We start from the raw sequence: 23263 nt of genomic DNA, 5'->3' as shown, positions 1-23263 counted from the left end.
TTCCCCTCCTCACGGCTCGCAGCTGACGGCTGGGGTTCTGAGCGGCAAGGTCATCTTGCAGCAAGGGTAGTAGCCACCCTTGTCGCGGTCGGACTGCTTGTAGAAGCAGAGCCCGACATCGACCCTTTCGCCAGGATAATGGCCGGTGATGCCGATCGTGTATGGCGCGCCGGGAGCATGCGACAGGGGTGATGTCACGCCGACGCCAGGCGTCCTGGACAGAGCCTTGATCGAATCGCCGCCAAAGCCGGCATGGTCATGGAGATAGAGATCGGCTTCGAGGCCCGAGGGCGTGCAGAAATACTCGACGTCCTCGACATCGATACAGGGAGGCAAGTTCCCGGGGGGCGGGAAGTCCGGTGGATAGAAAGGTGGCAGATAGTCGCCCGGCACCTGCTCGTAATAGCCGGCGCGACCTTCGCAGGGGCGCCAGACCTCGACGTCGCCGACATGGCCTTCGACTTCCGGGTCTTCGAAATAATTGTCGAAATCGACGAACCACGAGCCGAAAGGCGGCACGTTGGCCGGCTTGACCAGCGCCGTCGGCGTGACCTGCACGCCGTGCACGGCAAGCGGCCCGCCGGCTGCGAGCTGTTCGGCGAACTCCGGGTTGTCGCGCAATTTGTCGCCGGTATCGACCAGCGTGTCGGTGCAGACACCGGTGTCGAGATTGCCTTGGGCATCGTAGCCATATTGCAGGTCGAGGCCGCCGGCCGACTGCCGGTTGTCTAGCGGGAAGCCGACCGCATATTCCTGCGGCACTTCCACCCAGACCGATTCAGTCGCCGGATCGTCCGGGTTTTCGCGCCAGTAGCGGATGACCTCACCCTTGCCGGAATCGGCGAACTGGCTGTAGTCGTAGCGGTTCTCCACCGGGCCGCGCTGGGCCAGATACATGAAGCCCTTGTTGTCAAAGGCGATGTCGGTGACCGCGTAATCCTTGTCGGCCTTGACTGTCAGTTCCCAGCGCGGGTCGCCGGCGAAGCTGCCGTCGCCGGCAATGCCCACCGACCAGATTTCCGCCTTTTCGCCGACCGAATAATAGAGCCGGCCGCCACGATAGGCGACCGACCAGACGCGGCGCTCGTCCTGCGTATAGCCCCAGCTGTCGGGGTCCTCGCTGTCGAAGGCAGCACCATGGATGTCCATCACAGAGCCGTCGTCGGCAAGGGCGGCAAGCCCGTGCGCCGGGCGTCCGGCAACGCCGTGATCGAATGTATCGACCAACGCGCCATTGGCGTCGATGCGGTGGATGAGGCCGGTGTCGAGATCGCTGGCGAAGAACTGGCGGTGGATATTGTCGAAAGTGACGTCGCCGATGCCGGGACCGCTATCGGCGTCGATATCGGCGAATTTCGAGACGGCGCCGGTGATGCCGTCGATCTTCCAGATCGTTCCGGGGCCGCCGCCGTTTTCGGTGCCGAACTGGCCGTCCATGAAGACCGCGTCAGCCATGCCGCGGCGTTGCCGCTCCGGCCGGCCGTCGCCGTCGCCGTCTGGCGTGACGATGCGGATGCCGTGCAGCGACGTGGCGCCGGCATAGAGGTTTGGAATGGCGGAGGGAACGCCGTCGCGCACGCCGTCGTCATAGGCGATGCCGAACACCTGGCCGATTTGCTCGGCCGTGACCTCGAAGGGTGGCGGGGTGAAGACCAATTGGCCCGAGGCCGGCCCATCCAGCCTTGAAACGTCGAAAACGCGCAAGGTTGCGCGCGCCGTGTCGATGAAGGTTTCGTCGACCGGATCGACGCCCGGCGGCAGCCCGTCCTCGAAATTGGGGATGATGGTGCCGGAAAACCCGGTCACTGCCATCGAGCCCGGATAGATGATCTGGGTTTCCTGCGCCTGGGCCGAGCCGCCAAGCCAGAGGCTGGCCCAAAGCCCGGCGATAAGCGCCAAGGGCAATAATGCGCTGGTTGCCTGGATGACACGGCGCAGACGGCCGGCATAAGAGCGCGCGAACGCGCCGTGGTCGCACGACATGGATCTCCCCCCGCAGGTCATGGGAGAAACATCCGGTCTCGGCGCGCAAATCAGGGCAAGGCGCGGCGTTCCGGCACGTTCATCCCTGATCGAATTGTCTGCTTTCCTCAACGTCATGCTACGCCTGCGTCTGCGCGGGGTCAATGGAACCGGCGGAAAGCCCAGCGCATCGACCCGGTCCCGAAGGCGATGGTCGCGCTGAGCTCCTGCTGTTCCCGGAGACCATGGAGCCTCTGGGTTTGTGGTCATTGGGCTTTCCTTTCCGGGCCGCACCACGCGGCACCTGAGCGTCAGTCGCAGGCTGAGGCGGAAAGGTTCATTGGTCGGGCTGAACCGGCTGGATTCGAGATATCGTGGCCGAGGAACACGGGGCCTGCCGGTCCCGAATCCGATCAACCGCGATGAATGGTGAACGCCTTGCGCAGAATGCTTGCGCGTCACGCAGCCTGTTCTTATATACGCGCCAAGCCGTCCAGCGCCGAATGCCGGTTGCCGGAGCGGAATTTCTTGTGAACAGGGGCTTTCGTCGGAACGCCTGTACGGGTCCTGAGAGCCTGCTTAGCGGAGAGATTAGAAAAATGGCAAAAGTAATCGGTATCGATCTGGGAACAACCAACTCCTGTGTCGCCATCATGGACGGCAAGGAATCCAAGGTCATCGAGAATGCGGAAGGCGCGCGCACGACCCCCTCCATCGTCGCCATCAACAGCGACGGCGAGCGCCTCGTCGGCCAGCCGGCCAAGCGCCAGGCGGTCACCAATCCTGAAAACACCATCTTCGCGGTCAAGCGCCTGATCGGCCGCCGCTATGACGATCCGGTGACGGAGAAGGACAAGAAGCTTGTCCCCTACAAGATCGTCAAGGGCGACAATGGCGATGCCTGGGTCGAGGCCGGCGGCAAAAACCAGTCGCCCAGCCAGATCTCGGCGATGATCCTGCAGAAGATGAAGGAAACGGCGGAAGCCTATCTCGGCGAAAAGGTCGAGAAGGCGGTCATCACCGTTCCTGCCTATTTCAACGACGCCCAGCGCCAGGCCACCAAGGATGCAGGCAAGATCGCCGGCCTGGAAGTGCTGCGCATCATCAACGAGCCGACGGCGGCCGCACTTGCCTATGGCCTGGACAAGAAGGAGGGCAAGACGATTGCCGTCTATGACCTTGGCGGCGGCACGTTCGACATCTCGGTGCTCGAAATCGGCGACGGCGTGTTCGAGGTGAAGTCGACCAATGGCGACACCTTCCTCGGCGGCGAGGATTTCGACATGCGTCTGGTCGAATATCTGGCGGCCGAGTTCAAGAAAGAACAGGGCATCGACCTGCGGAACGACAAACTCGCCCTGCAGCGCCTCAAGGAGGCGGCTGAAAAGGCCAAGATCGAGCTGTCGTCCACCACGCAGACCGAGATCAACCTGCCTTTCATCACCGCCGATGCCAGCGGCCCCAAGCACCTGACGCTGAAGCTGACGCGGGCGAAGTTCGAGAGCCTGGTCGAAGATCTCGTCCAGCGTACCATCGAGCCCTGCAAGGCGGCGCTCAAGGATGCCGGCCTCAAGGCCGCGGAGATCGACGAGGTGGTTCTGGTCGGCGGCATGACCCGTATGCCCAAGATCCAGGAGATCGTGAAGCAGTTCTTCGGCAAGGAACCGCACAAGGGCGTCAACCCGGATGAGGTCGTCGCACTTGGCGCCGCCATCCAGGCCGGCGTGCTGCAGGGCGACGTCAAGGACGTGCTGTTGCTCGACGTGACGCCGCTGTCGCTCGGCATCGAGACGCTGGGCGGCGTGTTCACGCGGCTAATCGAACGCAACACGACGATCCCGACCAAGAAGAGCCAGGTGTTCTCGACGGCCGAGGATTCGCAGTCGGCGGTGACCATCCGCGTCTTCCAGGGCGAGCGTGAAATGGCCGCCGACAACAAGGCGCTCGGCCAGTTCGACCTGGTCGGCATCCCGCCTGCCCCGCGCGGCGTGCCGCAGATCGAGGTCACCTTCGACATCGACGCCAACGGCATCGTCAACGTCTCGGCCAAGGACAAGGGCACCGGCAAGGAGCACCAGATCCGCATCCAGGCGTCTGGCGGCCTTTCGGATGCCGACATCGAGAAGATGGTCAAGGATGCCGAGGCCAATGCCGAAGTCGACAAGAAGCGGCGCGCGCTGGTCGAGGCCCGCAACCAGGCCGAGGCTCTGGTGCATTCCTCGGAGAAGTCGCTGAAGGACTATGGCGATAAGGTCTCGGAGACCGACCGCACGGCGATTGCCGATGCGATCGCGGCGCTGAAGACCGCTGCCGAAGGCGACGATGTGACCGAGATCGAGGCCAAGACGCAGACGCTCGCCGAAGTCTCGATGAAGCTCGGCCAGGCCATGTACGAGGCTTCGCAGAAGGAAGCCGCCGAGGCCGACGCCAAGGCGGATGCCGCCAAGGACAGCGATGTGGTCGATGCCGATTTCGAGGAAATCGACGAAGACGACGAGAAGAAGAAGTCGGCCTGAACCGCCTGACGGTACAGGTAAGGAAAAAGCCCGGCGCGCAGCCGGGCTTTTTTGCAACCCTTGCCGGAAAAACGCGGAGCCGGCCGAAAAAATGCGGACAAAGCCTCGTAGACACTGGCATCCCGGCTCCATCGCACCTAAATCGGAACAGCGTGCCGGCAAACGACGCGACGATGCTTCAAGACGTTGGAATGCTTCAAGACGTTGAATATCCGGACTGCGGGAAAATATGAAAGCTGATTTCTACGAAACGCTGGGCGTGCAAAAGGGCGCCGACGAGAAGGAGCTCAAGAGCGCTTTCCGCAAGCTCGCCATGCAGTTCCATCCCGATCGCAACCCAGGCGACCATGCCTGCGAGCACAAGTTCAAGGAAATCAACGAAGCCTACGAGACGCTGAAAGATCCGCAGAAGCGCGCCGCCTACGACCGCTTCGGCCACGCCGCCTTCGAGCACGGCGGCATGAATGGCGGGGCGCAAGGCTTTGGCGCCGGCGGTTTTGCCGACATTTTCGAGGACATTTTCGGCGATATGATGGGCGGGCGCCAGCGCCGCTCGTCCGGCGGCCGCGAACGCGGCGCCGACCTGCGCTACAATATGGAAATCACGCTGGAAGAGGCATTTTCCGGCAAGACCGCGCAGATCCGCGTGCCGGCCTCGATCTCCTGCTCGGAATGCTCGGGCAGCGGCGCCAAGCCCGGCACCCAGCCCGTCACCTGCTCGATGTGCAACGGCCACGGCAAGGTGCGCGCCACGCAAGGCTTCTTCTCGATCGAGCGCACCTGCCCGCAATGCCAGGGGCGCGGCCAGACCATCAAGGATCCATGCCCGAAATGTGCCGGCCAGGGCCGCGTCACCGAGGAGCGCTCGCTGTCGGTCAACATCCCCGCCGGGATCGAGGACGGCACCCGCATCCGGCTTGCCAATGAGGGCGAGGCCGGCTTGCGCGGCGGCCCGTCGGGCGATCTCTACATCTTCCTCGCGGTCAAGCCGCACGAGTTCTTCCAGCGAGACGGCGCCGATCTTTATTGCAAGGTGCCGATCTCGATGACGACGGCAGCGCTTGGCGGCTCGTTCGAGGTGACGACGCTGGACGGCACCCAGACGAAGGTGAAGGTGCCGGAAGGCACCCAGAACGGTCGCCAGTTCCGCCTCAAGGGCAAGGGCATGCCTGTGCTGCGCCAGCCCAATATCGGCGACCTCTACATCCAGACCGTGGTTGAGACGCCGCAGAGTCTTTCGCGCCGCCAGCGCGAATTGCTGGAGGAATTCGAGCAGCTTTCCTCAAAGGACAATTCGCCCCAGTCGAGCGGATTTTTCGCCCGCATGAAGGACTTTTTCGAAACGTTCGGCGAGCACTGACGCTGATCCCCGGAAAACGCTTCCCGAGCGTCATCAACACCTTATCCGGGGATTCGCCTTGTCTTGCACCTCGTAGCTGCTAAGTAGCATGCGAGGGAGCGTTGAGGAGGACTTTCGATGACACGTGGTCCCGGATTGCGAAAGACGCTGGCGGAAAAGTTCGACGACGAGCTGAAGTTCTTCAAGGGCTGGATCGACAAGCCGAAGGCGGTCGGTTCGATCGTCCCGACCAGTTCCATCACCGCGCGTAAGATGGCCTCGATCGTCGATCCGAAATCCGGCCTGCCGGTGCTCGAGGTCGGGCCCGGCACAGGCGTCATCACGCGCGCCATCCTCGCTCAGGGCATAAAGCCTGAAAATCTCTACGCGGTCGAATATTCCACTGATTTCGTGCGCCATCTGCGCCAGCTTTATCCAGGCGTCAACGTCATCGAGGGCGACGCCTTCAATCTCGATGCGACGCTTGGCGACAAGCGCGACTTGGTCTTCGATTCGGTGGTATCGGGCGTGCCGCTGCTCAACTTCCCGGTCGCCCAGCGCATCGCCTATGTCGAGAGCCTGCTCGACCGCATCCCGGCGGGCCGGCCGATCGTGCAGCTGACTTATGGACCGCTGTCGCCGATCCCGCCGGGCCGCGGCGACTATACGGTCGAGCATTTCCATTTCGTCATCCGCAACATTCCGCCGACGCAGCTTTGGATCTACCGGCGCGGCTGAACGCACGCCAGACGTCTGGATGCCGGCAAGCCGGTCATTGCGGCTGGTTGGCCAATCGGTCCAGGAATGCCGTTAGCCTTTCGAACGCCTGCTCTCCGGCCTTCCCGTCGAGATCGAACTGATATTCATGCGGCAGGGCCGGACTGTAGTCGTCCGGAAAGAGCAGCGTGTCGACCTCGACGCCCTGCGCCGTGAGCGCTTGCGCGATCAGACGGGACTGCGGCGCCAGCGGATCGGCATTGCCGACGGAGACGAATGCCGGCGGAAATTGCGGCGTCAGGTGCCTGTCGACGGAAAATTCGGCAACGCGCGGGTCATCGTTCAGCCGCTTCACGCGGAGATACGACCACATGACGGTCCTGTTGAAGCCGGCAAACGGCCCTTCGGGCGAGATCATCGCTGGATCGTAGATGCCGCAGAACAGTGCAACGCCTTTCAGCTGCGCGCGCTCTATGGCCGGATCGACGCCCACCATGGCGGCATAGGCGGGATTGCTGATCGTGGCAGCCAGTTGAGCGACGATCTGCGAGCCGGCGGAATCGCCGGCAAGAAAAAGCCTGTTGCGGTCGATGTGGTAGCGGCCGGCATTGCCGGAAAGGAAGGCAAGCGCCTTGTTGGCCTGGAGGACCGGCGTCGGATAGCGGGCGCCAGGGGCGACGGAATAGCCGACCGAAACAGTGACGTAGCCACGCCCGGCCAGTATTTTCATGTATGCCGAGATGTCGGCCTTGTTTCCGGCAACGAAGCCGCCGCCATGCACCCAGACGACTGTCGGCAATGCCTTGGCCGAAGCCTCGACGGGAAAGAAGACGTCAAGGGCCTCGTCCGGGTCCTCGCCATAGCGCTCGTCGCGCAGTTCGCTGACATTGGCGTGCACGTGCTGTTCAAGCGCACGGTTCTTTGCCACCGCATCCTTATGGAAAGCGTAACGGATCAGAAGGACCGAAGGCCACGGGCTGAGTGCGAAGGCGGCGACAGCGACCGCGAGAGCGACAAGACCGTAGCCTACGTATTTCAATCCCACGAGGTCCACCCTATCCGCTGGCGCCGGCCGCCAAAGCGGCCAGTGCTAAATGCGTGCCGCAATCTCGGCTATTGATTCGTCCCACGCATCGCCTATAGCTGCCGCCACAGCAAGGGATTGCGATGCCGATCATCCCGAAAATTCTCGTCTTCGCCGGCTCGGTGCGCAACGGCGCCTATAGCGGCAGGACCGCCGACGTGGCGCAGAAGGAACTTGCCATGCAGGGCGCCGAGGTGACCCGCATCTCGCTCGCCGATTATCCGCTGCCGATCCTCGATCAGGATTTGGAAAAGGAAGAAGGCGTTCCCGAAAACGCCGTGAAGCTCGGCCGGATGATCGCCGCCCATGACGGGCTGCTGATCGCCACGCCTGAATATAACGGCTCCATTCCGCCGCTGCTCAAGAACACCATCGACTGGGTGAGCCAGTTGCGCAAGGATGGCGGCCGGACGTTCCGGCCGCTTGCCGGCAAGGTCGCCGGCCTCTGCTCGTCTTCCAACGGACCCTTCGCCGGGATACGCTGCATCAACCATCTGCGCGCCGTGCTGGTGCGCTGCCGGATGGAGGTGGTGACACCGGAGTGCTCGGTGCCGGAGGGTGGCAACGCCTTCGACGACGAGGGCAACTTCAGGGACGAGAGACTACGCCAATCGATGGAGCACTTATGCCGCACGCTGATCGAAACCTCGCGCATGCTGTCGACGCGGATCGAGGCATGATCCCGGACGCCGCGCATGCCGGTACAATGCAGGAAAGGCTGATCGTCGGCCTCGACCTGCCGACGCTGAAGGAAGCCGAGAATGCCGTGCGCGAACTCGACGGGATCGTCTCCTTCTACAAGATCGGTTACCAGCTCGCCTTTGCCGGCGGGCTCGACTTCGCCCGCGAGATGGCCAGCGGCGGCACCAAGATATTTCTCGACATGAAGCTGCTCGACATCGACAACACCGTGGCCAAGGGGGTCGAAAACATCGTCAGGATGGGCATGAGCATGCTGACCATCCACGCCTATCCGAAGACGATGAAGGCGGCGGTCGAGGCCGCGAGGGGCAGCGATCTTTGCCTGCTCGGGGTTACCGTGCTGACCTCGATGGACGAGCAGGACGTGATCGACGCCGGTTATGAATATGATCCGCATACGCTGGTGCTGAGGCGCTCCGAGCAGGCGCTGCATGCTGGCATGGGCGGCATCGTCTGCTCGGCCGAAGAAGCGGAGGCGGTGCGCCGCATCGTCGGCCCCGATTTGGCGGTCGTGACGCCGGGAATCCGGCCCGCGGGCAGCAACCGCGGCGACCAGAAACGCGTGGTGACGCCGGCGCAAGCAATCCGCAACGGCTCCAGCCACCTCGTGGTCGGCCGGCCGATCGTCGGCGCGGCCGACAGGCGGGCAGCAGCGGAAGCGATCCTTGACGAAATGCGCTCCGCGTAACATCCCCAGAACCATTTCGGAGAAAAAACATGCCCAAGGGATACTGGATCGCTCGCGTCGATGTGCGCGATGCGGAAGGCTACAAAGGCTATGTCGCCGCCGCCAAGCTGGCCTTCGACCGTTTCGACGCCAAGTTCCTGGCGCGCGGCGGCGCGCATGAAAAGGCCGAGGGGCCGGGCCGAGACCGCAACGTGATCATCGAGTTTCCGTCGCTTGCGGCGGCGCATGACTGCTACCACTCGCCCGAATACCAGCGCGCCGTCGCGATCCGCCAGAAGGTGGCTGATGGCGAAATCGTTTTGGTCGAGGGGATTTAGGCGAGAACGCGGTTCATCGCAGTTTCAGCCATCGCATCGGCGAGGCTCAGGCCCCACTGCGAACGGCAATAGTTACGGAAATCGAAGCATGGCAGGCCGGGGCAGACCTCGAACTCGATGAGATGGACGCTGTCGTCGGCCTCGACCCGGAAATCGATGGAAAACACATCGCGCAGGCCAAGCCCGACCATCAGGCTTTCGGCGATGCTGCGGATTCTTGCATCAGCCCGAGGCTGGCTACCCGTGACCGGCAGCAGCACCGGCTCTGTGTATGTTCCCGCCGCTTTCACCACTGCGCCGGTATCGCCGTAAAGCGCCAGGCTGTCCTGCATGGTCTGGAAATCGCCGCCCGAATCGACAAAGGCGATACCCAGCGCCTCGACGCCGGCATCCGGCTTCAGCCCGAGAAAGCTGGCACGCACGTTGCGGCCGGCGACATAGGGCTGGACGATGACATCATCTCGATAGGCGGCGAATACGCGCCGGCTAAGCTCCAGCGCATGGCCGAGATCGTGGGAGCGCGAATCCGGCCAGATACCGATCTTGGCGCCGAGCCGGTTCGGCTTGACGAACCAGCCGGCGGGCGAGGCTGGTGGCGCGACCAGCCAGGCGCCGTCACGGGCAAGGCCCGCCTGAGGCATCGGCAAGCCGAGCGCGCCGAGCACGGCGCCGGAACGGAACTTGTCCTGGCAGAGCGCGAACAACGCATCGTCGGCGCCGATCGTGTTCAGGCCGTTCAGCCGTGCCAGAGCCGGTGCGGCAGCGCCGCGGAAATAAGCGATGCCGTCGGTCTGCGTCCAGACAAGCGTGGTCTTCGGGTCTTCGCCGGCGAGAACGCTTGCGGCGTCGTCGAGCGTCACCGGTGCGAACGACAGGCCGCGCTTTTGGCAAGCGGCGGCAAGTGCGTCGAATTCAGCAGCGATGTCGGTCGATTGCGCCAGATAGGAGGCGATCTCGGCGGCACGCTCTGGCACGTGGTTATCGGCGACCAGCCGATCGAAGCAGGCCTTTTCCGGCTCGTAGATGAGGATCAGCTTCGGCTTGCGGCTTGACATGATTGAACGATTTCCCGGCAGCACGATTGCCTAGCATCGCACGGCGAATGCATTCGGCTTTCGCGGGACCGACGTCGGCCGGACGCCTGCACGACAGTGCTGGCGCCATCTTCCTGTTTGACCATGATCTTTTCCGAAAACCGGTTCCCACTTTTCGGGATCATGGTCTAGCCAATCAGCACGCGTGGCTCAAGGCGGCCATTGACTGGAATGTCGAGCATAAATGTCATGCCGGCTTGCGGGTCGAGCAGGCGCTGCTTCTCGCTCTTGCCCGACCAAGCGGAGGTGACCGCCAGCCGGTCGGCATTCCTGCCGACGAAAGCCGGACAGGACGGCTGCGTCGCCGGCATCGCCACCGAACGGACAAGCTTGCCGTCGGGTCCATAGGCTTCGACGACGCTGCCGCCCCAGCAAGCGTTCCACAATATGCCGTCAAGGTCGAGCACCGAACCATCGATATAGCCCTTGGCCGAACGGTGGTCGACGAAGACCTTCGGTTCGCCAACCGGCAGGCCGGTCGCCGGATCGCAGCCGACGCGCATCAACAGCCCGGTGCTGGTGTCGGTGTAATAGGCGATCGTCCCATCCTCGGAAAAGCAGATCGAATTGGGCACCGTGACGTCGGCATAGAGCCGGCGCAGCTCGCCCTTGAAGAACCAGTAGATCGAGCCGGCGGCCTTCTCCTCGCCCTTGCCCATGGTGCCGACCCAGAGGGCACCGCAAGGGTGAACGCGTGAATCGTTCGAGCGGGTGACCGTATTGTCGGCCTCGATTGGCGTGTGCAGCGTCAGCTTGCCGGTCGCGACGTCGCGGACATGCAGGCCGGTCTCGGTGGCGATCAGCTGGCGCCGGTCGTCGATGATGGCGATGGCGCTGGCCATCTGACCGAGCTCGTGGATTTTGACGGCACCGCCGGACAGGCGCTTTTCCAGGAGCTGGCCGTTGACGATGTCGAACCAGTAGAGCGTGTCGGTGGCAGGGTCATAGCTTGGCCCTTCGCCGAGTTGGCAGACATGGTCGGAAAAAACCGAAACGATGGTCTCGCTCATCCTGCCGCTCCAAACGCCGCGTCCCAGGCCACGACGGCAGCCTTTGCCCGTGCTGCCACTTCGTCGACGCTCATGCCCGGCTTGAACAGGCTGGAGCCAAGACCGAAGATGGTGACGCCGGCCGCTTTGTAGCCGGCAAAATCCTTATCCGAAACGCCGCCGACCGCGCCGACCAGCACACTGGCCGGCAGCACCGCGCGCATGGCCGAAATGCCTGCCGCGCCAAGCACGCTCGCCGGAAAGAATTTCAGTGCCGAGGCGCCGAGTCGGATTGCTTGAAATGCCTCGGTCGGCGTGAACACGCCGGGCATCGTCACCATGCCGTATTGCATGGCCCGACCCATCACCTCGGTATCGATGTTGGGACTGACCAGCAGCCGCCCGCCGACCTTGTGCAAGCCGTCGACATCGGCGGCGCCGAGCACCGTGCCGGCGCCGACCAGCGCCGTCGGAGGAAGCGCTTCGACAATGCTGGCGATCGAGGCAAAAGGCTCGGGCGAGTTGAGCGGCACCTCGATTGCTTCTATGCCGGCGCCGAAGATCGCCTGGCCGATCGCCACCGCCTCGCTTGGCTTCAGGCCGCGCAGGATGGCGACCAGTCCACGCTTGAGTTGCGGAAAAGGTGTAGTTTCGGTCATGCGGCAACTCCATTTTTGGCGATCATGCCATTTTCGCGCGCGGTTTCGGCAAGGCCGGCACGCACCGCCTCGTCGGCGTCGACCACCCTGACCGCGAGCCGGGCAAGGCCGAGCGCCTCGGTGTAGAGCGTGCCCAGTGCGCCCGACGCGATCAGCACAACGGGCACGGCACTTGCCCCATAACGGCGATTTGCCGAAGCGATCTCGCCGCCGATCAGCAGGCCGGACAGGCAGGCTGCGGCGTCTTCCGGCTTCAGATCCTGCAGCAGGCTGGCGGCGCGGATCGAGAACAGTCTTGAAACGATGTCACCGCCTTCGGCCAATGCCTTCAGGCACCACTCCCGGAAAAATGGATTTTCGGCGGCAACCGGCTTCGGCGCCTCGCCCAGCGAATGGCGCAGGATCGAGTGCGCGGCAAGCACCGAAAACAGCTCGCCGGTCGGCCATGTGCCGAAACCGGCAACGGCGCTGTCTTCGACCAGCACCCATTTGGAATGCGTGCCGGGCATGCAGACAAGATGTCGCCCCTTTGCCGGCAAACCGGCGCCAGCAAGCTGCGTTTCCTCGCCTCGCATGACGTCGGGTGCGTCAGCGAGGCGCTGGGCAAGGCCAGGCACGATGCGGATGTCGCGGCGCTGGCCGGGGATGCGGGCAGCGCCGGCGAGAATAGCGCCGATCGGCGCCGGCACGGTGACATAGGGCGCCTCCAGCCAGCCCTGGCGGGAACCTGCCATGCCGCAAATGATGACCGGCAGCGCCTCGGCTGCGCCCAAGGCAGCCAGATGCCCTTCGAGAATGGACGAAAACCCTTTAGCCTGGGCGGTGATCAGCCCGTCATCGCCGCGCCGCTCGGCGAGAACCTTGCCGGCGCCGTCGAGCAGCCAGACCCTCATACGGGTGGTGCCCCAGTCGACGGCCGCGACGGAAGCTGCCTTGTCTGCTGAGATCACAGGAAACCCCCGTCGACGATCAGCATTTGCGCAGTCAGCATGCGTGAGGCATCGGACGCCAGGAACAGCACAGTGCCGACAATGTCTTCCGGCTGCATGACCTCTTTGATGCACTGCTTGGCAACGTGGGCGGCGAGCGCCTGTTCGGTGACCCAGAGCTGCTTCTGCCGCTCGGTGATCACCCAGCCGGGTGCGATCGCGTTGACGCGGATGCCATCGACGCCGAGCTTGCCGGCAAGCCCCTTGGTGAGACCGACGATGCCGGCCTTGGCGGCGGTGTAGGCCGGCATATCGGGATGGTTGATGAGAAACGAGGTCGAGGTGAAGTTGATGATCGAGCCGCCGCCGGCCCGCTTCATGCCCGGCGCCACCGCCTGTGCGCTGAAGAAATGCGGGCGCAGGTTGATGGCATGGTTGTTGTCCCAGAACTCCACCGTGACGTCCTCCACGGCATGACGGTCATCCTGCGCGGCATTGTTAACCAGCACGGTCACGTCGCCATGCGCCTCGGCGGCTCTGGCGGCCGATAGCCGCAATGCCTCGATGTCGCGTATGTCGGTCTTGAGATAGAGCGGCCGCCGGCCGAGCTCCTTCTCGATGCGATCGGCCAGCGCCAGGCTCGGACCGTCGGCGATATCAATGAAGGCGACCTTTGCCCCCTGGCGAACAAAACCTTCGGTCAAGGCAGCACCAATGCCGGAGCCGCCGCCGGTGATCAGCACCGAAGCCCCTTCGAGGTCGGCAAAGCGCGCCGATGGCATCATGAATTCTCTCCCGGTCCAATGATCTCGGTCTGGCCGGCGCGCATCCTATCCAGCCATGTCGGGCGGGCAAGGGCGAAAGAGTGGATTGTCAAGACTTATGTCCGACAAAAGGCCGCACGGGCCGCCGATCGATCAGCTGCCCAGCCGGACGCGGTACAATTCGACGGCGGCTCCGCTGGTCTCGGCAACCGGCTCAAGCCATTCCGGCACGCTGCCGCGTATCAGCCCGGCAAGAAAACCCGCCGGCGCCTTGGCGGCGAGGAGCTTGCTTTCGGCGCTGCCGGGGCACAGCGCGACGAGGCCGACCTGATGATCCGCCAGGATCGCCTTGGCATCGGCAGCGGACCCAAGGAAGGCATCGAGCGCCAGCAGGTTCCCGGCGACGTTGCGATGATAAGGCCCGGCGAAGACGCGATGTCCGGAATAGGCCAGGATCGGCGATCCGAGATTGGAAATCGCCAGCACGGTGGTGCCCGGCAGGCGGCCAAGCGCCGCGAAGGAGGCCATGCGCTGGCAAGCGACATCGGCGCCATCGCCATTATCGGCCGCGGTATTGCTGTCTTCGAAGGCTACCGAGGTCGCCGCGGCAGCCCCAGTCCAGACCGCATTCACCGAAACCAGCCAGACGGCGGCCATGCGCAGCGCCACGCTGCGCGAGGGGCTGACCTCGGCCCGTTGACGCCATTTGGCAATCCAGGCTGAAAGCGGGATGACGGCAAAGGCGATCGAGAATGTCGAACCGCGCACCTGCCAGGCGCTGACGATGAAGGCCACGACAAGCAGCGCGCCGACAAGGCTGTCCTGCCGCCGCCAGCCGCCACGGCCAAGGCGAAGCGCCATCAGAACGAGCGCGACCAGCGGCGTGGCATAACGCGCCGCCACGCTGGCCGGATCGTCGGCGAGCAGGTTGAACAGCGACTGCGCCTCGTCGATGTGGTCGAGCCATAGCTCCTTGAGGCGCGGATCGAGGTTGGCATAGGGCGCTGCCAGGCATTGCGGGAACAAAAAGACGACGACAGTGCCCAATGCCAGGGCAAGCAGGCCAAGTGAGGCGAAACGCCGTCCGCACGTGCGGCCGGCGGGCTCGATCGAGGCTATCGCCGCAAGGCCGGTTCCGGCAATCGCTGCGACGACGAACTGCACGGTCGAGAAGGCGTCGCATTGCGCCTGACCCCAGGCAGACGGCGGAATGGTGGCGACAAAGGCGAGAGCGGAGACGCCGGCAAACCCGAGGCCGAAATCCCTGGCAATTGACCTTTCGCTATCGGCGCCGAGGGCGAACAGCGCGGCGACACAGATGCCGATAGCAGCGACGTAAGGGACGGTTTCCATGCCGATAGCCAGCATCAACCCGACGCATAGGCCGCAAAGCACTGCCGCCGGCCTGCGCAGTGGCGCTTCAAGCAACAGGCTCAGGCTGGCCATGCTCAGCATCAGCTGGACATTATGGTGGTCGAGCGCGCCAGGCGAAAAGATGCCGATGAAATGCAGTGCGGCGGCGGCGACGACGACAGCAGGCAACACGGCGCTGTCGCCGGCAAAGCTGCGTGCGGCTCGGGCGGTGAAAAACACGGTCAGGCAGAAGAGCAGCGCCGGCCACAGCACTTGCGCGACATTCTCGGCAAAGACCGTGCTGCCGGTCAGGGTCGATACGGCCATGATGATCGCGGCGATTGGTGCATCGACCAGCCGCGACCAGTGCATGACGAAACCGCCTTCCAGGCCCATCCTGTACTGGTGGAGATCGAACCAGCGCTGGCCGGCCAGCATGTCGCGAACTTCGACAAGGCGCAGCAGATTGTCGTTGTCGCCGCCGGCATCGGTCAGTGCCGGGAACCCGGCAAAGGCATTGACGGCAAGCACCATCAGCGTGGCAAACAGCGCCAGCGCGATATCGGACCTCCAAATGGAGGCGCCATCGTCGGCTGTGCTCATATCAGGACCTTTGGAAGGAATACGGGGCGGTTTAAACCTAGCCTTAACAGCTTCAATAAATAGTAAAGCCGCCCGAGCGAGGCCGGCGTTTGAGCGGTCAGGGGCCTCACAGGGCATCCGGAGACGAAAATGCCACAAGAAGTGCGCCATGAGCCGAGCATCGCCGTGCTGCTGCCTTGCTACAACGAGGAGCTGACGATTGCCGAGGTGGTGCGGCGCTTTCGCGAAACGCTGCCTTCCGCCGCGATCTATGTCTACGACAACAATTCGCGCGACCTGACGGCGCTCCGAGCCCGCGCGGCTGGCGCCACCGTGGTGCGCGAGCCGCGCCAGGGCAAAGGCAATGTCGTGCGCCGCATGTTCGCCGACATCGAGGCCGATATCTATCTGATGGCCGACGGTGACGGCACCTATGCGCCGGAGGATGCGCCGCAATTGATCAACACGCTGCTGACCGAGCGGTCCGATATGGCGGTCGGTACAAGGCGCGGCGTCACCGACGATGCCGGCAGGACAGGCCATGCCTTCGGCAACCGCATCTTCAACAGCCTTTATAAGCGGCTGTTCGGCTCGGACTTCACCGATATTTTTTCCGGCTACCGCGCCTTTACCCGGCGTTTTGTCAAAAGCTTTCCGGCCGTCTCGGGCGGCTTCGAGATCGAGACCGAAATGTCGGTGCACGCCTCGCAGCTCAAACTGCCGGTCAGCGAGATCGGGCTCGATTATGGCCGCCGGCCGCAAGGCTCCTCGTCGAAGTTGTCGACCTTTCGCGACGGCGCCAAGATCCTGTGGATGTTCGCCATGCTGATGAAGGAGACGCAGCCGTTGCGTTTCTTCGGCGCTTTTTCGGTGTTCTTCCTGGCATCGAGCTTGTTCCTGATGACGCCGGTGCTGATCGAGTTCGCCGAAACCGGCCTCGTGCCGCGTATGCCGACCTGGGTGCTGTCGGTCGGCCTGCTGCTGCTGTCGATGCTGGCGGCGGTGACCGGGCTGATCCTCGATTCGGTGTCGCGCGGCCGAGCCGAGCAGAAGCGCATCTTCTATCTGTCGATGCCTTCCGGCCGCGTCGAACGCGAACGCGCAAGCGCGCTCGCCACCTGGAAGAAGGCCGAACCGCGCAAGACCTCGCGGGCCGCCTAGGGTCGAAATGGGACGCCTCGCCCGCTTCATTGTCGCCGGCGGTATTGGCTTCGTCGCCGATGCGGCGGCGCTATGGCTGGTGCTGGCGGCAACGCCGCTCGGACCATTCGCGGCTCGCATCATCTCGATCGGTTTTGCGCTGTCCGTTACCTGGCTGATCAACCGCCATCTGACCTTCTCGCCTTCCAGCCGGGGCATCGCGCGGGAGGGCGCACGCTATGGCGGCGTCGGCATCGCCACCAGCGTCGTCAATTATCTCGTCTATTGCGCCATGCTGTTCGCGCTGCCGATGGTGCCGCCGCTCGCGGCCCTTGCGGTTGCCTCGCTGGTTGCCATGGCGCTTTCCTTCCTCGGCTATTCCAAGCTGGTCTTCGACCGCTGAAGGCACATCGCGTTGGGCTCTGCGCCAAGCGAAGCGCGGCCCCATAACAAGCTGACCGATTGGCAGAAGGCGCCGAGTTCCGTATATCGCTGTCGGTGAACGCCCGGAGACCTGCCGTGAAGCTGAAAATCGCCGTCCAGATGGACCACGTCTCAACCGTCTCGATTGCCGGTGACACGTCGTTTGCGCTGTCGCTGGAAGCGCAGCAGCGCGGCCACCAGCTGTTCCACTACACGCCCGACCGGCTGTCGCTGCGCGACGGCAAGGTGTTTGCCCGCATCGAGGAGATGCAGGTCCGCGACGAGAAGGGCAATCATTATTCGCTGGGCGAAGAAGTCCGCACCGATCTTTCGGAGATGGACGTCATCCTTTTGCGTCAGGATCCGCCCTTCGACATGAACTACATCACCACTACGCATATCCTCGAGCGTATCCATCCGAAGACGCTGGTGGTCAACGATCCTGCCTGGGTACGCAACAGCCCGGAAAAGATCTTCGTCACCGAATTTTCCGACCTGATGCCGGCGACGCTGATCACCAAGGACCCGCTGGAGGTCGCCGCGTTCCGCAAGGAGTTCGGCGACATCATCATCAAGCCGCTCTACGGCAATGGCGGCGCCGGCATCTTTCACCTGCACGAGGCCGACCGCAACCTTGCCTCCCTGCTCGAAATGTTCGGCCAGATGTTCCGCGAACCCTATATCGTGCAGCGTTACCTGAAGGAGGTGCGCGCCGGCGACAAGCGCATCATCCTGATCGACGGCGAGCCGGTCGGCGCCATCAACCGAGTGCCGGCCGAGCACGATTCCCGCTCCAACATGCATGTCGGCGGCCGCGCCGAAAAAACCGAATTGACGGACCGCGAGCGTGAGATCTGCGCCCGCATCGGCCCGTCGCTGAGAGAGCGCGGCTTCATCCTCGTCGGCATCGACGTCATCGGCGACTACATGACCGAGATCAACGTGACATCGCCGACTGGCGTGCGCGAGGTACAGCGCTTCGGCGGCGCCGACATCGCCAGCCTGTTCTGGGATGCGGTGGAGAAGAAGCGGAGAAAATAGACCCCGCTGCCCTACGCTGGTTTGGCGTACTGCTCGGCGCTCATGACTTCGAGGCACACAAAGCGCTCGTTGCCTTCCACCCAGGCGTCGTGGCCGGGCGGAATTGTATAGGACGTGCCTTGCTCGAAAGTTTTCTGTGTTCCGTCATCCAATCTGACGGTGATGGTTCCGGATGCGACGTAGCCGACATGCGACACCTGACAGCTGTCCGTCTTGACGACCGGCTTCACACACTCGGACCATTTCCATCCTGGCTCCATATTGAGCCGCCCGAGAGTGAACCCGGGAAGCCGCACCACTTCGACGCGTGTCTTGTCGGGCGCCCGAACTTCATCCGGGGTATCGTGAGACTTGGCTGCAAATTTCGTGACGTTCATTCCACCATCGGCCATAGCATCCTCCCCGTACTCGACGCGGAACCTGGCGTTGCGATTGTCGGAACCGCTGCCGGATTTATATCTCATTTAGCGCCAAAATAATAAGCAGTAGCTAAAATATATGCCTTCTCGACGAGCCCAGCCTCGCTGCCGTCACTTGCATTGTCAGGCCGAGGTCATTGCTTTGACGGACGTCCGTTCCCCAAATGTTCTTGCCTTCGCCCAAAATCTGTGGTTGTCTCCGGTGACGCCGTTCGCGGCATGATCGCAGGGGGCAAGCCTGCAGCCGGGGTGAAGACATGGTGGCGCGGGTTCGCACGGTTGCTTTCCAGGGCATCGAGGCCGTGCCGGTCGACGTGCAGGTGATGATCGCGCCGGGCAAGGTCAACATGCACATCGTCGGGCTGGCCGACAAGGCGGTGGCCGAAAGCCGCGAGCGGGTGCAGGCCGCCCTGCACGCCTCCGGCCTGTCGATGCCGTCGAAGAAGGTCACGGTCAATCTGGCGCCCGCCGACCTGCCCAAGGAAGGCAGCCACTACGATCTGCCGATCGCACTCGGGCTGATGGCGGCGCTCGGCGCCATTCCGGGCGACATGCTGGCCGGCTATGTCGTGCTTGGCGAATTGTCGCTCGACGGCACTATTGCCGCGGTCGCCGGCGCGCTGCCGGCGGCGATCGGTGCCAATGCCGAAGGCAAGGGCTTGATCTGTCCGTTCGCCTGCGGCCCGGAAGCCGCCTGGGCCGGCAAGGACTTCGACATTCTGGCGCCGCGCAGCCTGATCGCCATCGCCAATCATTTTGGTGGCACGCAGGTCCTGTCGCGGCCGGAAGCCGGCATCCATGCTTCGGCGCGCGACCTGCCGGACCTTGCCGACATCAAGGGCCAGGAGACCGCCAAGCGGGCGCTGGAAGTGGCGGCGGCTGGCGGCCACAATCTTTTGATGGTGGGACCGCCGGGGTCGGGAAAGTCGATGCTGGCGCAGCGGCTGCCGTCGATCCTGCCGCCACTGGCGCCCAGGGAATTGCTGGAAGTCTCGATGATTGCCTCGGTGGCCGGCGAGCTTGGCGAAGGAAAACTGACCGACCGGCGGCCGTTCCGCGCGCCGCATCATTCGGCCTCGATGGCGGCGATGGTCGGCGGCGGCCTGCGCGTGCGGCCGGGCGAGGCCTCGCTCGCCCATCACGGCGTGCTGTTCCTCGACGAGTTTCCGGAATTCTCCGGCATTAGGTAGCAGTTACACCTAGGGTGTAACTGCTACCTAATACCGGAATTCTCGCCGCAGGCGCTCGATGCACTGCGCCAGCCGCTCGAGACCGGCGACTGCATGATCGCGCGGGCCAATCATCGCGTCACCTATCCGGCGCGTATCCAGCTGGTCGCAGCGATGAACCCGTGCCGTTGCGGCATGGCCGGCGAGCCGGGTTATCGCTGCCTGCGCGGCGATCGCTGCCGCACCGACTACCAGGCGCGCATTTCCGGCCCGCTGCTCGACCGTATCGACCTCAGGATCGAGGTGCCGGCGGTCTCGGCCAGCGATTTGATCCGGCCCGACCGGGCGGAGAAGAGTGCCGCTGTGGCACTTCGCGTGGCACGCGCCCGGACGATCCAGCGCGAGCGTTTCGAGCGGCTCGGCGCGACCGCCACCACCAACGCGCATTGCTCGCCGTCGGTCATCGAGGAAATCGCCATGCCCGATGCCGCCGGCCTGTCGCTGCTCAGGGATGCCAGCGAAAAGCTCGGCTTTTCAGCACGCGCCTACCACCGGGTGCTGAAGGTGGCGCGGACATTGGCCGATCTCGAGGCCAGCGAAGCGGTCGGCCGCATCCATCTGGCCGAAGCGATTTCCTACCGCATGAGTTCGGAACGGATGGCGCAGGCGGCGTAGCGTTTCCCTCCCCCTCGAGGGGAGGGTGGCCGCGAAGCGGCCGGGTGGGGTCGCCGGTGAGACGCTCGGCCTTCAACGCCTGCGCCATATGCGGCAGATCAAAGTGGCACCGAGTATCGGTCGCTAAGACAATCCTCGTTCCCGTCCTTGTCGACGGAATGGGAGTCGGCGCACTTCACGCAGGACCCCTCCCGGCCCTTCGGGCCACCCTCCCCTCAAGGGGAAGGGGGATGCCGGCGCCCGACCCTCCGCGCATCGTGCTTGCCGGCTCAGGCGCTCCGCTCCGCCTTCAACTCCAGTCGCCTCGCGTGCAGCACCGGCTCGGTGTAGCCATTGGGCTGGACGCGGCCCTTGAAGACGAGGTCGCAGGCGGCGAGGAACGCGATGGAGTTGTCGAAATCGGGTGCCATCGGCCGGTAGAGTGGATCGCCTTCGTTCTGGCGGTCGACGATCGCCGCCATGCGCTTCATCGTTTCCATCACCTGCTCGGGCGTGCAGACGCGGTGATGCAGCCAGTTGGCAATGTGCTGCGAGGAAATGCGCAGCGTGGCGCGGTCCTCCATCAGGCCGACGTCGTTTATATCCGGCACTTTCGAACAGCCGACGCCCTGGTCGATCCAGCGCACGACATAGCCCAGAATTCCCTGCGCGTTGTTGTCGAGTTCCTTCTGGATGTCCGCCTGAGACCAGTTCGGCCGGACCGCGACGGGCACCGAAAGGATGTCGTCGAGTTTTGCCTTGGGCCGGCTCTTCAGCGCAGCTTGCACGGCATGGACGTCGACCTTGTGATAATGGGTGGCGTGCAGCGTCGCTGCCGTCGGCGACGGCACCCAGGCGGTGTTGGCGCCGGCCTTGGGATGCGCGATTTTCTCGGCCAGCATCGCCGCCATCAAATCGGGCATCGCCCACATGCCCTTGCCGATCTGGGCGTGACCGGCCAGCCCGCATTCCAGCCCGGTGTCGACGTTCCAGGCTTCGTAGGCGGCAATCCAGGCGGCCTGCTTTATGTCGCCCTTGCGGATCATCGGGCCGGCTTCCATCGAGGTGTGGATCTCGTCGCCGGTGCGGTCGAGGAAGCCGGTGTTGATGAACACGACGCGCTCCTTCGCGGCGCGGATCGCCTCCTTGAGGTTGACGGTGGTGCGCCGCTCCTCGTCCATGATGCCCATCTTGATGGTGTTTTTCGCCATGCCGATCAGCGCCTCGACACGGTCGAAAATCTCGACGGCGAAGGCGACTTCCTCCGGCCCGTGCATCTTGGGTTTTACGATGTACATCGAGCCGGCACGGGAGTTTTGCCGGCGGCCATTCGGGCCGATGTCATGCAGCGCAATCAGCGCCGTCAGCGCCGCATCCATGATGCCTTCCGGCACCTCGTTGCCGTCGCGGTCCGATATCGCCGGATTGGTCATGAGGTGGCCGACATTCCTGACCAGCATCAGCGAGCGGCCGGGCAAGGTCAGCGTGCCGCCATCGGGCGCGGTGTAGGTGCGGTCGGGGTTGAGCCTTCGGACAAAACTCTTGCCGGCCTTGGTGATCTCCTCGGCAAGGTCGCCCTTCATCAGGCCGAGCCAGTTGCGGTAGACCAGCACCTTGTCTTCTGCATCGACCGCGGCGACCGAATCCTCGCAGTCCTGGATGGTAGTCAGCGCCGATTCCAGCACGACATCGGCAATGCCTGCCGGATCGGTGCGGCCGATCTGGTTGTTGCGGTCGATGACGATTTCGATGTGCAGGCCATTCTTGGTGAGCAGGACGTTGTCGGGATTGGCGGCATCGCCGCGATAACCGGCAAACTGCCTGGGGTCGGCAAGCGTGGTGACACCGCCGCCCTCGCCCAGCCGCAGCATGCCGTTGGCGACTGAAAGCCCGTTGACGCCGGCCCATTTGCCTGACGTGAGCGGCACCGCCTCGTCGAAAAAGCTCTTCGCCCAGGCAACGACCTTGGCGCCGCGCGCCGGATTGAATTTGTTGCCTCGCTCGGCGCCGTCGGTCTCCGGGATGGCGTCGGTGCCGTAGAGCGCATCGTAGAGCGAGCCCCAGCGCGCATTGGCGGCATTCAGCGCATAACGCGCATTCATCACCGGCACCACCAGCTGCGGCCCGGCCACCAGCGCGATCTCTGGATCGACATTTTCGGTGGTCACGCTAAACGCCGGCCCCTCGGGCAGGAGATAGCCGATCTCGCGGAGGAAGCTCTTGTAGGCCTCCATGTCGACGGGCGCGCCATTGTCGCGATACCAGCGGTCGAGCTTGTCCTGCATGGCGTCGCGTTTTCCGAGCAGCGCCCGGTTTTTTGGCGAGAGATCATGGACGATCGCCGAAAAACCGCTCCAGAAGGCGTCTGCCGTGATGCCGGTGCCCGGCAGCGCTTCACCGGCGACGAAATCATGAAGCTCGCGGGCAATCCGCAATCCGGCGATCTCGACGCGATCGGTCATCAGGGCTTCTCCAGGCGAAAGGCTAGGCCGGGCCTTTGGCATGTCACGGTGGCAGGGTCAATTCGGCTCAGGGTTAAGGTAGGGCGTTTTCGCCGCCGATCTCCCCCCTTGAGGGGGAGATGGCCGGCAGGCCAGAGGGGGTCGCCTCGCGTGGGGCGCGACGCCCTGTGGTGCAAAGAAGGGGTCGCGGTCATGCGCGGCGGGGGCCACCCGAGACCTCCGGGAAGCAAAACCACCCTGGGGGGGGGTGATGGGCAAGA

The 23263-nt window shown here is 64.0% G+C and carries 19 protein-coding genes and 1 pseudogene; 10 read left to right on the top strand and 10 right to left on the bottom strand.

The features are described 5' to 3' along the window. Nucleotides 1–9: 9 nt before the first annotated feature. Nucleotides 10–1983: a hypothetical protein gene (locus NKJ08_RS17900; protein ID WP_352527611.1), complete on the bottom strand. Its 1974-nt coding sequence runs from the start codon at nt 1981–1983 to the stop codon at nt 10–12. Nucleotides 1984–2561: 578 nt separating this feature from the next. On the opposite strand from NKJ08_RS17900, the gene dnaK reads away from it, so the two are divergent. From dnaK to pmtA, 3 genes are all read left to right on the top strand, one after another. Next, nucleotides 2562–4478: a molecular chaperone DnaK gene (gene dnaK / locus NKJ08_RS17895; RefSeq protein WP_023718912.1), complete on the top strand. Its 1917-nt coding sequence runs from the start codon at nt 2562–2564 to the stop codon at nt 4476–4478. 229 nt (nt 4479–4707) lie between these two features. Beyond that, nucleotides 4708–5838: a molecular chaperone DnaJ gene (gene dnaJ / locus NKJ08_RS17890; protein ID WP_352527609.1), complete on the top strand. Its 1131-nt coding sequence runs from the start codon at nt 4708–4710 to the stop codon at nt 5836–5838. Nucleotides 5839–5955: 117 nt separating this feature from the next. Continuing rightward, nucleotides 5956–6555, top strand: a complete 600-nt coding sequence (pmtA, locus tag NKJ08_RS17885) for a phospholipid N-methyltransferase PmtA (protein WP_352527608.1) — start codon at nt 5956–5958, stop codon at nt 6553–6555. Between the two features lie 34 nt (nt 6556–6589). Here pmtA and NKJ08_RS17880 read toward each other — a convergent pair whose 3' ends face one another. Continuing rightward, nucleotides 6590–7579 carry an alpha/beta hydrolase gene (locus tag NKJ08_RS17880; protein ID WP_502906340.1) on the bottom strand — a complete coding sequence of 330 codons (990 nt, stop codon included), beginning with the start codon at nt 7577–7579 and terminating at the stop codon, nt 6590–6592. Between the two features lie 122 nt (nt 7580–7701). Between NKJ08_RS17880 and NKJ08_RS17875 the strand changes: the two genes are divergently transcribed. The 3 genes from NKJ08_RS17875 to NKJ08_RS17865 are packed head-to-tail and all read left to right on the top strand — an operon-like array spanning nt 7702 to nt 9325. After that, nucleotides 7702–8298 carry an NADPH-dependent FMN reductase gene (locus NKJ08_RS17875; protein ID WP_352527606.1) on the top strand — a complete coding sequence of 199 codons (597 nt, stop codon included), beginning with the start codon at nt 7702–7704 and terminating at the stop codon, nt 8296–8298. Continuing rightward, nucleotides 8295–9008 (top strand): orotidine-5'-phosphate decarboxylase, encoded by a 714-nt coding sequence (gene pyrF, locus NKJ08_RS17870; protein ID WP_352527605.1) that lies wholly within the window; start codon nt 8295–8297, stop codon nt 9006–9008. The genes NKJ08_RS17875 and pyrF overlap by 4 nt, the downstream gene beginning before the upstream one ends. Nucleotides 9009–9037: 29 nt before the next feature. Beyond that, nucleotides 9038–9325, top strand: coding sequence for a DUF1330 domain-containing protein (locus tag NKJ08_RS17865; protein WP_352527604.1), 288 nt, complete (start codon nt 9038–9040; stop codon nt 9323–9325). Here NKJ08_RS17865 and NKJ08_RS17860 read toward each other — a convergent pair. From NKJ08_RS17860 to NKJ08_RS17835, 6 genes are all read right to left on the bottom strand, one after another. Continuing rightward, a complete protein-coding gene (locus tag NKJ08_RS17860) occupies nt 9322–10380 on the bottom strand; it encodes a D-alanine--D-alanine ligase family protein (RefSeq protein WP_352527603.1) in 1059 nt (352 codons plus the stop codon). The two genes, NKJ08_RS17865 and NKJ08_RS17860, sit on opposite strands and share 4 nt — an antisense overlap. Before the next feature lie 167 nt (nt 10381–10547). Beyond that, nucleotides 10548–11429: an SMP-30/gluconolactonase/LRE family protein gene (locus NKJ08_RS17855; RefSeq protein WP_352527602.1), complete on the bottom strand. Its 882-nt coding sequence runs from the start codon at nt 11427–11429 to the stop codon at nt 10548–10550. Continuing rightward, nucleotides 11426–12067, bottom strand: a complete 642-nt coding sequence (locus NKJ08_RS17850) for a 2-dehydro-3-deoxy-6-phosphogalactonate aldolase (protein WP_352527600.1) — start codon at nt 12065–12067, stop codon at nt 11426–11428. Before NKJ08_RS17850 ends, NKJ08_RS17855 begins: the two co-directional genes overlap by 4 nt. After that, nucleotides 12064–13014 carry a 2-dehydro-3-deoxygalactonokinase gene (locus NKJ08_RS17845; protein ID WP_502904213.1) on the bottom strand — a complete coding sequence of 317 codons (951 nt, stop codon included), beginning with the start codon at nt 13012–13014 and terminating at the stop codon, nt 12064–12066. The genes NKJ08_RS17850 and NKJ08_RS17845 overlap by 4 nt, the downstream gene beginning before the upstream one ends. Beyond that, nucleotides 13014–13781, bottom strand: coding sequence for an SDR family NAD(P)-dependent oxidoreductase (locus tag NKJ08_RS17840; RefSeq protein WP_352782465.1), 768 nt, complete (start codon nt 13779–13781; stop codon nt 13014–13016). The genes NKJ08_RS17845 and NKJ08_RS17840 overlap by 1 nt, the downstream gene beginning before the upstream one ends. A gap of 132 nt (nt 13782–13913) precedes the next feature. Then, nucleotides 13914–15716, bottom strand: coding sequence for a GtrA family protein (locus tag NKJ08_RS17835; protein WP_352527594.1), 1803 nt, complete (start codon nt 15714–15716; stop codon nt 13914–13916). A 129-nt stretch (nt 15717–15845) separates the two neighbouring features. Here NKJ08_RS17835 and NKJ08_RS17830 point away from each other — a divergent pair, with 129 nt between their 5' ends. The 3 genes from NKJ08_RS17830 to gshB all read left to right on the top strand — a co-directional run bounded on the left by NKJ08_RS17830 (nt 15846) and on the right by gshB (nt 18299). Further along, nucleotides 15846–16856 carry a glycosyltransferase gene (locus NKJ08_RS17830; protein WP_352782463.1) on the top strand — a complete coding sequence of 337 codons (1011 nt, stop codon included), beginning with the start codon at nt 15846–15848 and terminating at the stop codon, nt 16854–16856. A 7-nt stretch (nt 16857–16863) separates the two neighbouring features. After that, nucleotides 16864–17238 (top strand): GtrA family protein, encoded by a 375-nt coding sequence (locus NKJ08_RS17825; protein ID WP_352527590.1) that lies wholly within the window; start codon nt 16864–16866, stop codon nt 17236–17238. Nucleotides 17239–17354: 116 nt separating this feature from the next. Further along, nucleotides 17355–18299 carry a glutathione synthase gene (gene gshB / locus NKJ08_RS17820; RefSeq protein ID WP_352527588.1) on the top strand — a complete coding sequence of 315 codons (945 nt, stop codon included), beginning with the start codon at nt 17355–17357 and terminating at the stop codon, nt 18297–18299. Nucleotides 18300–18310: 11 nt separating this feature from the next. Here the strand turns inward: gshB and NKJ08_RS17815 are convergent, their stop codons facing one another. Beyond that, nucleotides 18311–18691 (bottom strand): cupin domain-containing protein, encoded by a 381-nt coding sequence (locus NKJ08_RS17815; protein WP_352527586.1) that lies wholly within the window; start codon nt 18689–18691, stop codon nt 18311–18313. Between the two features lie 284 nt (nt 18692–18975). Between NKJ08_RS17815 and NKJ08_RS17810 the strand changes: the two are divergent. Continuing rightward, nucleotides 18976–20562 (top strand): annotated as a pseudogene (locus NKJ08_RS17810) (YifB family Mg chelatase-like AAA ATPase). Between the two features lie 269 nt (nt 20563–20831). Here NKJ08_RS17810 and NKJ08_RS17805 read toward each other — a convergent pair. After that, nucleotides 20832–23003, bottom strand: a complete 2172-nt coding sequence (locus tag NKJ08_RS17805; protein WP_352527584.1) for a malate synthase G — start codon at nt 23001–23003, stop codon at nt 20832–20834. Nucleotides 23004–23263 lie beyond the last annotated feature (260 nt).

It is taken from the genome of Mesorhizobium sp. M0244 (assembly GCF_040321795.1).
In the GTDB taxonomy this organism is placed as follows: Bacteria; Pseudomonadota; Alphaproteobacteria; order Rhizobiales; family Rhizobiaceae; genus Mesorhizobium.
This window is presented reverse-complemented; position numbering and strand designations above follow the sequence as displayed.

Excerpts from the sequence above, each read along its gene's own strand:
- NKJ08_RS17865 (WP_352527604.1), top strand. The coding sequence starts at position 9,038 with ATGCCCAAGGGATACTGGATCGCTCGCGTCGATGTGCGCGATGCGGAA.
- NKJ08_RS17805 (WP_352527584.1), bottom strand. The coding sequence starts at position 23,003 with ATGACCGATCGCGTCGAGATCGCCGGATTGCGGATTGCCCGCGAGCTT.
- NKJ08_RS17850 (WP_352527600.1), bottom strand. The coding sequence starts at position 12,067 with ATGACCGAAACTACACCTTTTCCGCAACTCAAGCGTGGACTGGTCGCC.
- NKJ08_RS17855 (WP_352527602.1), bottom strand. The coding sequence starts at position 11,429 with ATGAGCGAGACCATCGTTTCGGTTTTTTCCGACCATGTCTGCCAACTC.
- dnaJ (WP_352527609.1), top strand. The coding sequence starts at position 4,708 with ATGAAAGCTGATTTCTACGAAACGCTGGGCGTGCAAAAGGGCGCCGAC.
- dnaK (WP_023718912.1), top strand. The coding sequence starts at position 2,562 with ATGGCAAAAGTAATCGGTATCGATCTGGGAACAACCAACTCCTGTGTC.
- pmtA (WP_352527608.1), top strand. The coding sequence starts at position 5,956 with ATGACACGTGGTCCCGGATTGCGAAAGACGCTGGCGGAAAAGTTCGAC.
- NKJ08_RS17840 (WP_352782465.1), bottom strand. The coding sequence starts at position 13,781 with ATGATGCCATCGGCGCGCTTTGCCGACCTCGAAGGGGCTTCGGTGCTG.
- NKJ08_RS17875 (WP_352527606.1), top strand. The coding sequence starts at position 7,702 with ATGCCGATCATCCCGAAAATTCTCGTCTTCGCCGGCTCGGTGCGCAAC.
- NKJ08_RS17825 (WP_352527590.1), top strand. The coding sequence starts at position 16,864 with ATGGGACGCCTCGCCCGCTTCATTGTCGCCGGCGGTATTGGCTTCGTC.
- NKJ08_RS17830 (WP_352782463.1), top strand. The coding sequence starts at position 15,846 with ATGCCACAAGAAGTGCGCCATGAGCCGAGCATCGCCGTGCTGCTGCCT.
- NKJ08_RS17900 (WP_352527611.1), bottom strand. The coding sequence starts at position 1,983 with ATGTCGTGCGACCACGGCGCGTTCGCGCGCTCTTATGCCGGCCGTCTG.
- NKJ08_RS17835 (WP_352527594.1), bottom strand. The coding sequence starts at position 15,716 with ATGAGCACAGCCGACGATGGCGCCTCCATTTGGAGGTCCGATATCGCG.
- pyrF (WP_352527605.1), top strand. The coding sequence starts at position 8,295 with ATGATCCCGGACGCCGCGCATGCCGGTACAATGCAGGAAAGGCTGATC.
- NKJ08_RS17815 (WP_352527586.1), bottom strand. The coding sequence starts at position 18,691 with ATGGCCGATGGTGGAATGAACGTCACGAAATTTGCAGCCAAGTCTCAC.
- NKJ08_RS17860 (WP_352527603.1), bottom strand. The coding sequence starts at position 10,380 with ATGTCAAGCCGCAAGCCGAAGCTGATCCTCATCTACGAGCCGGAAAAG.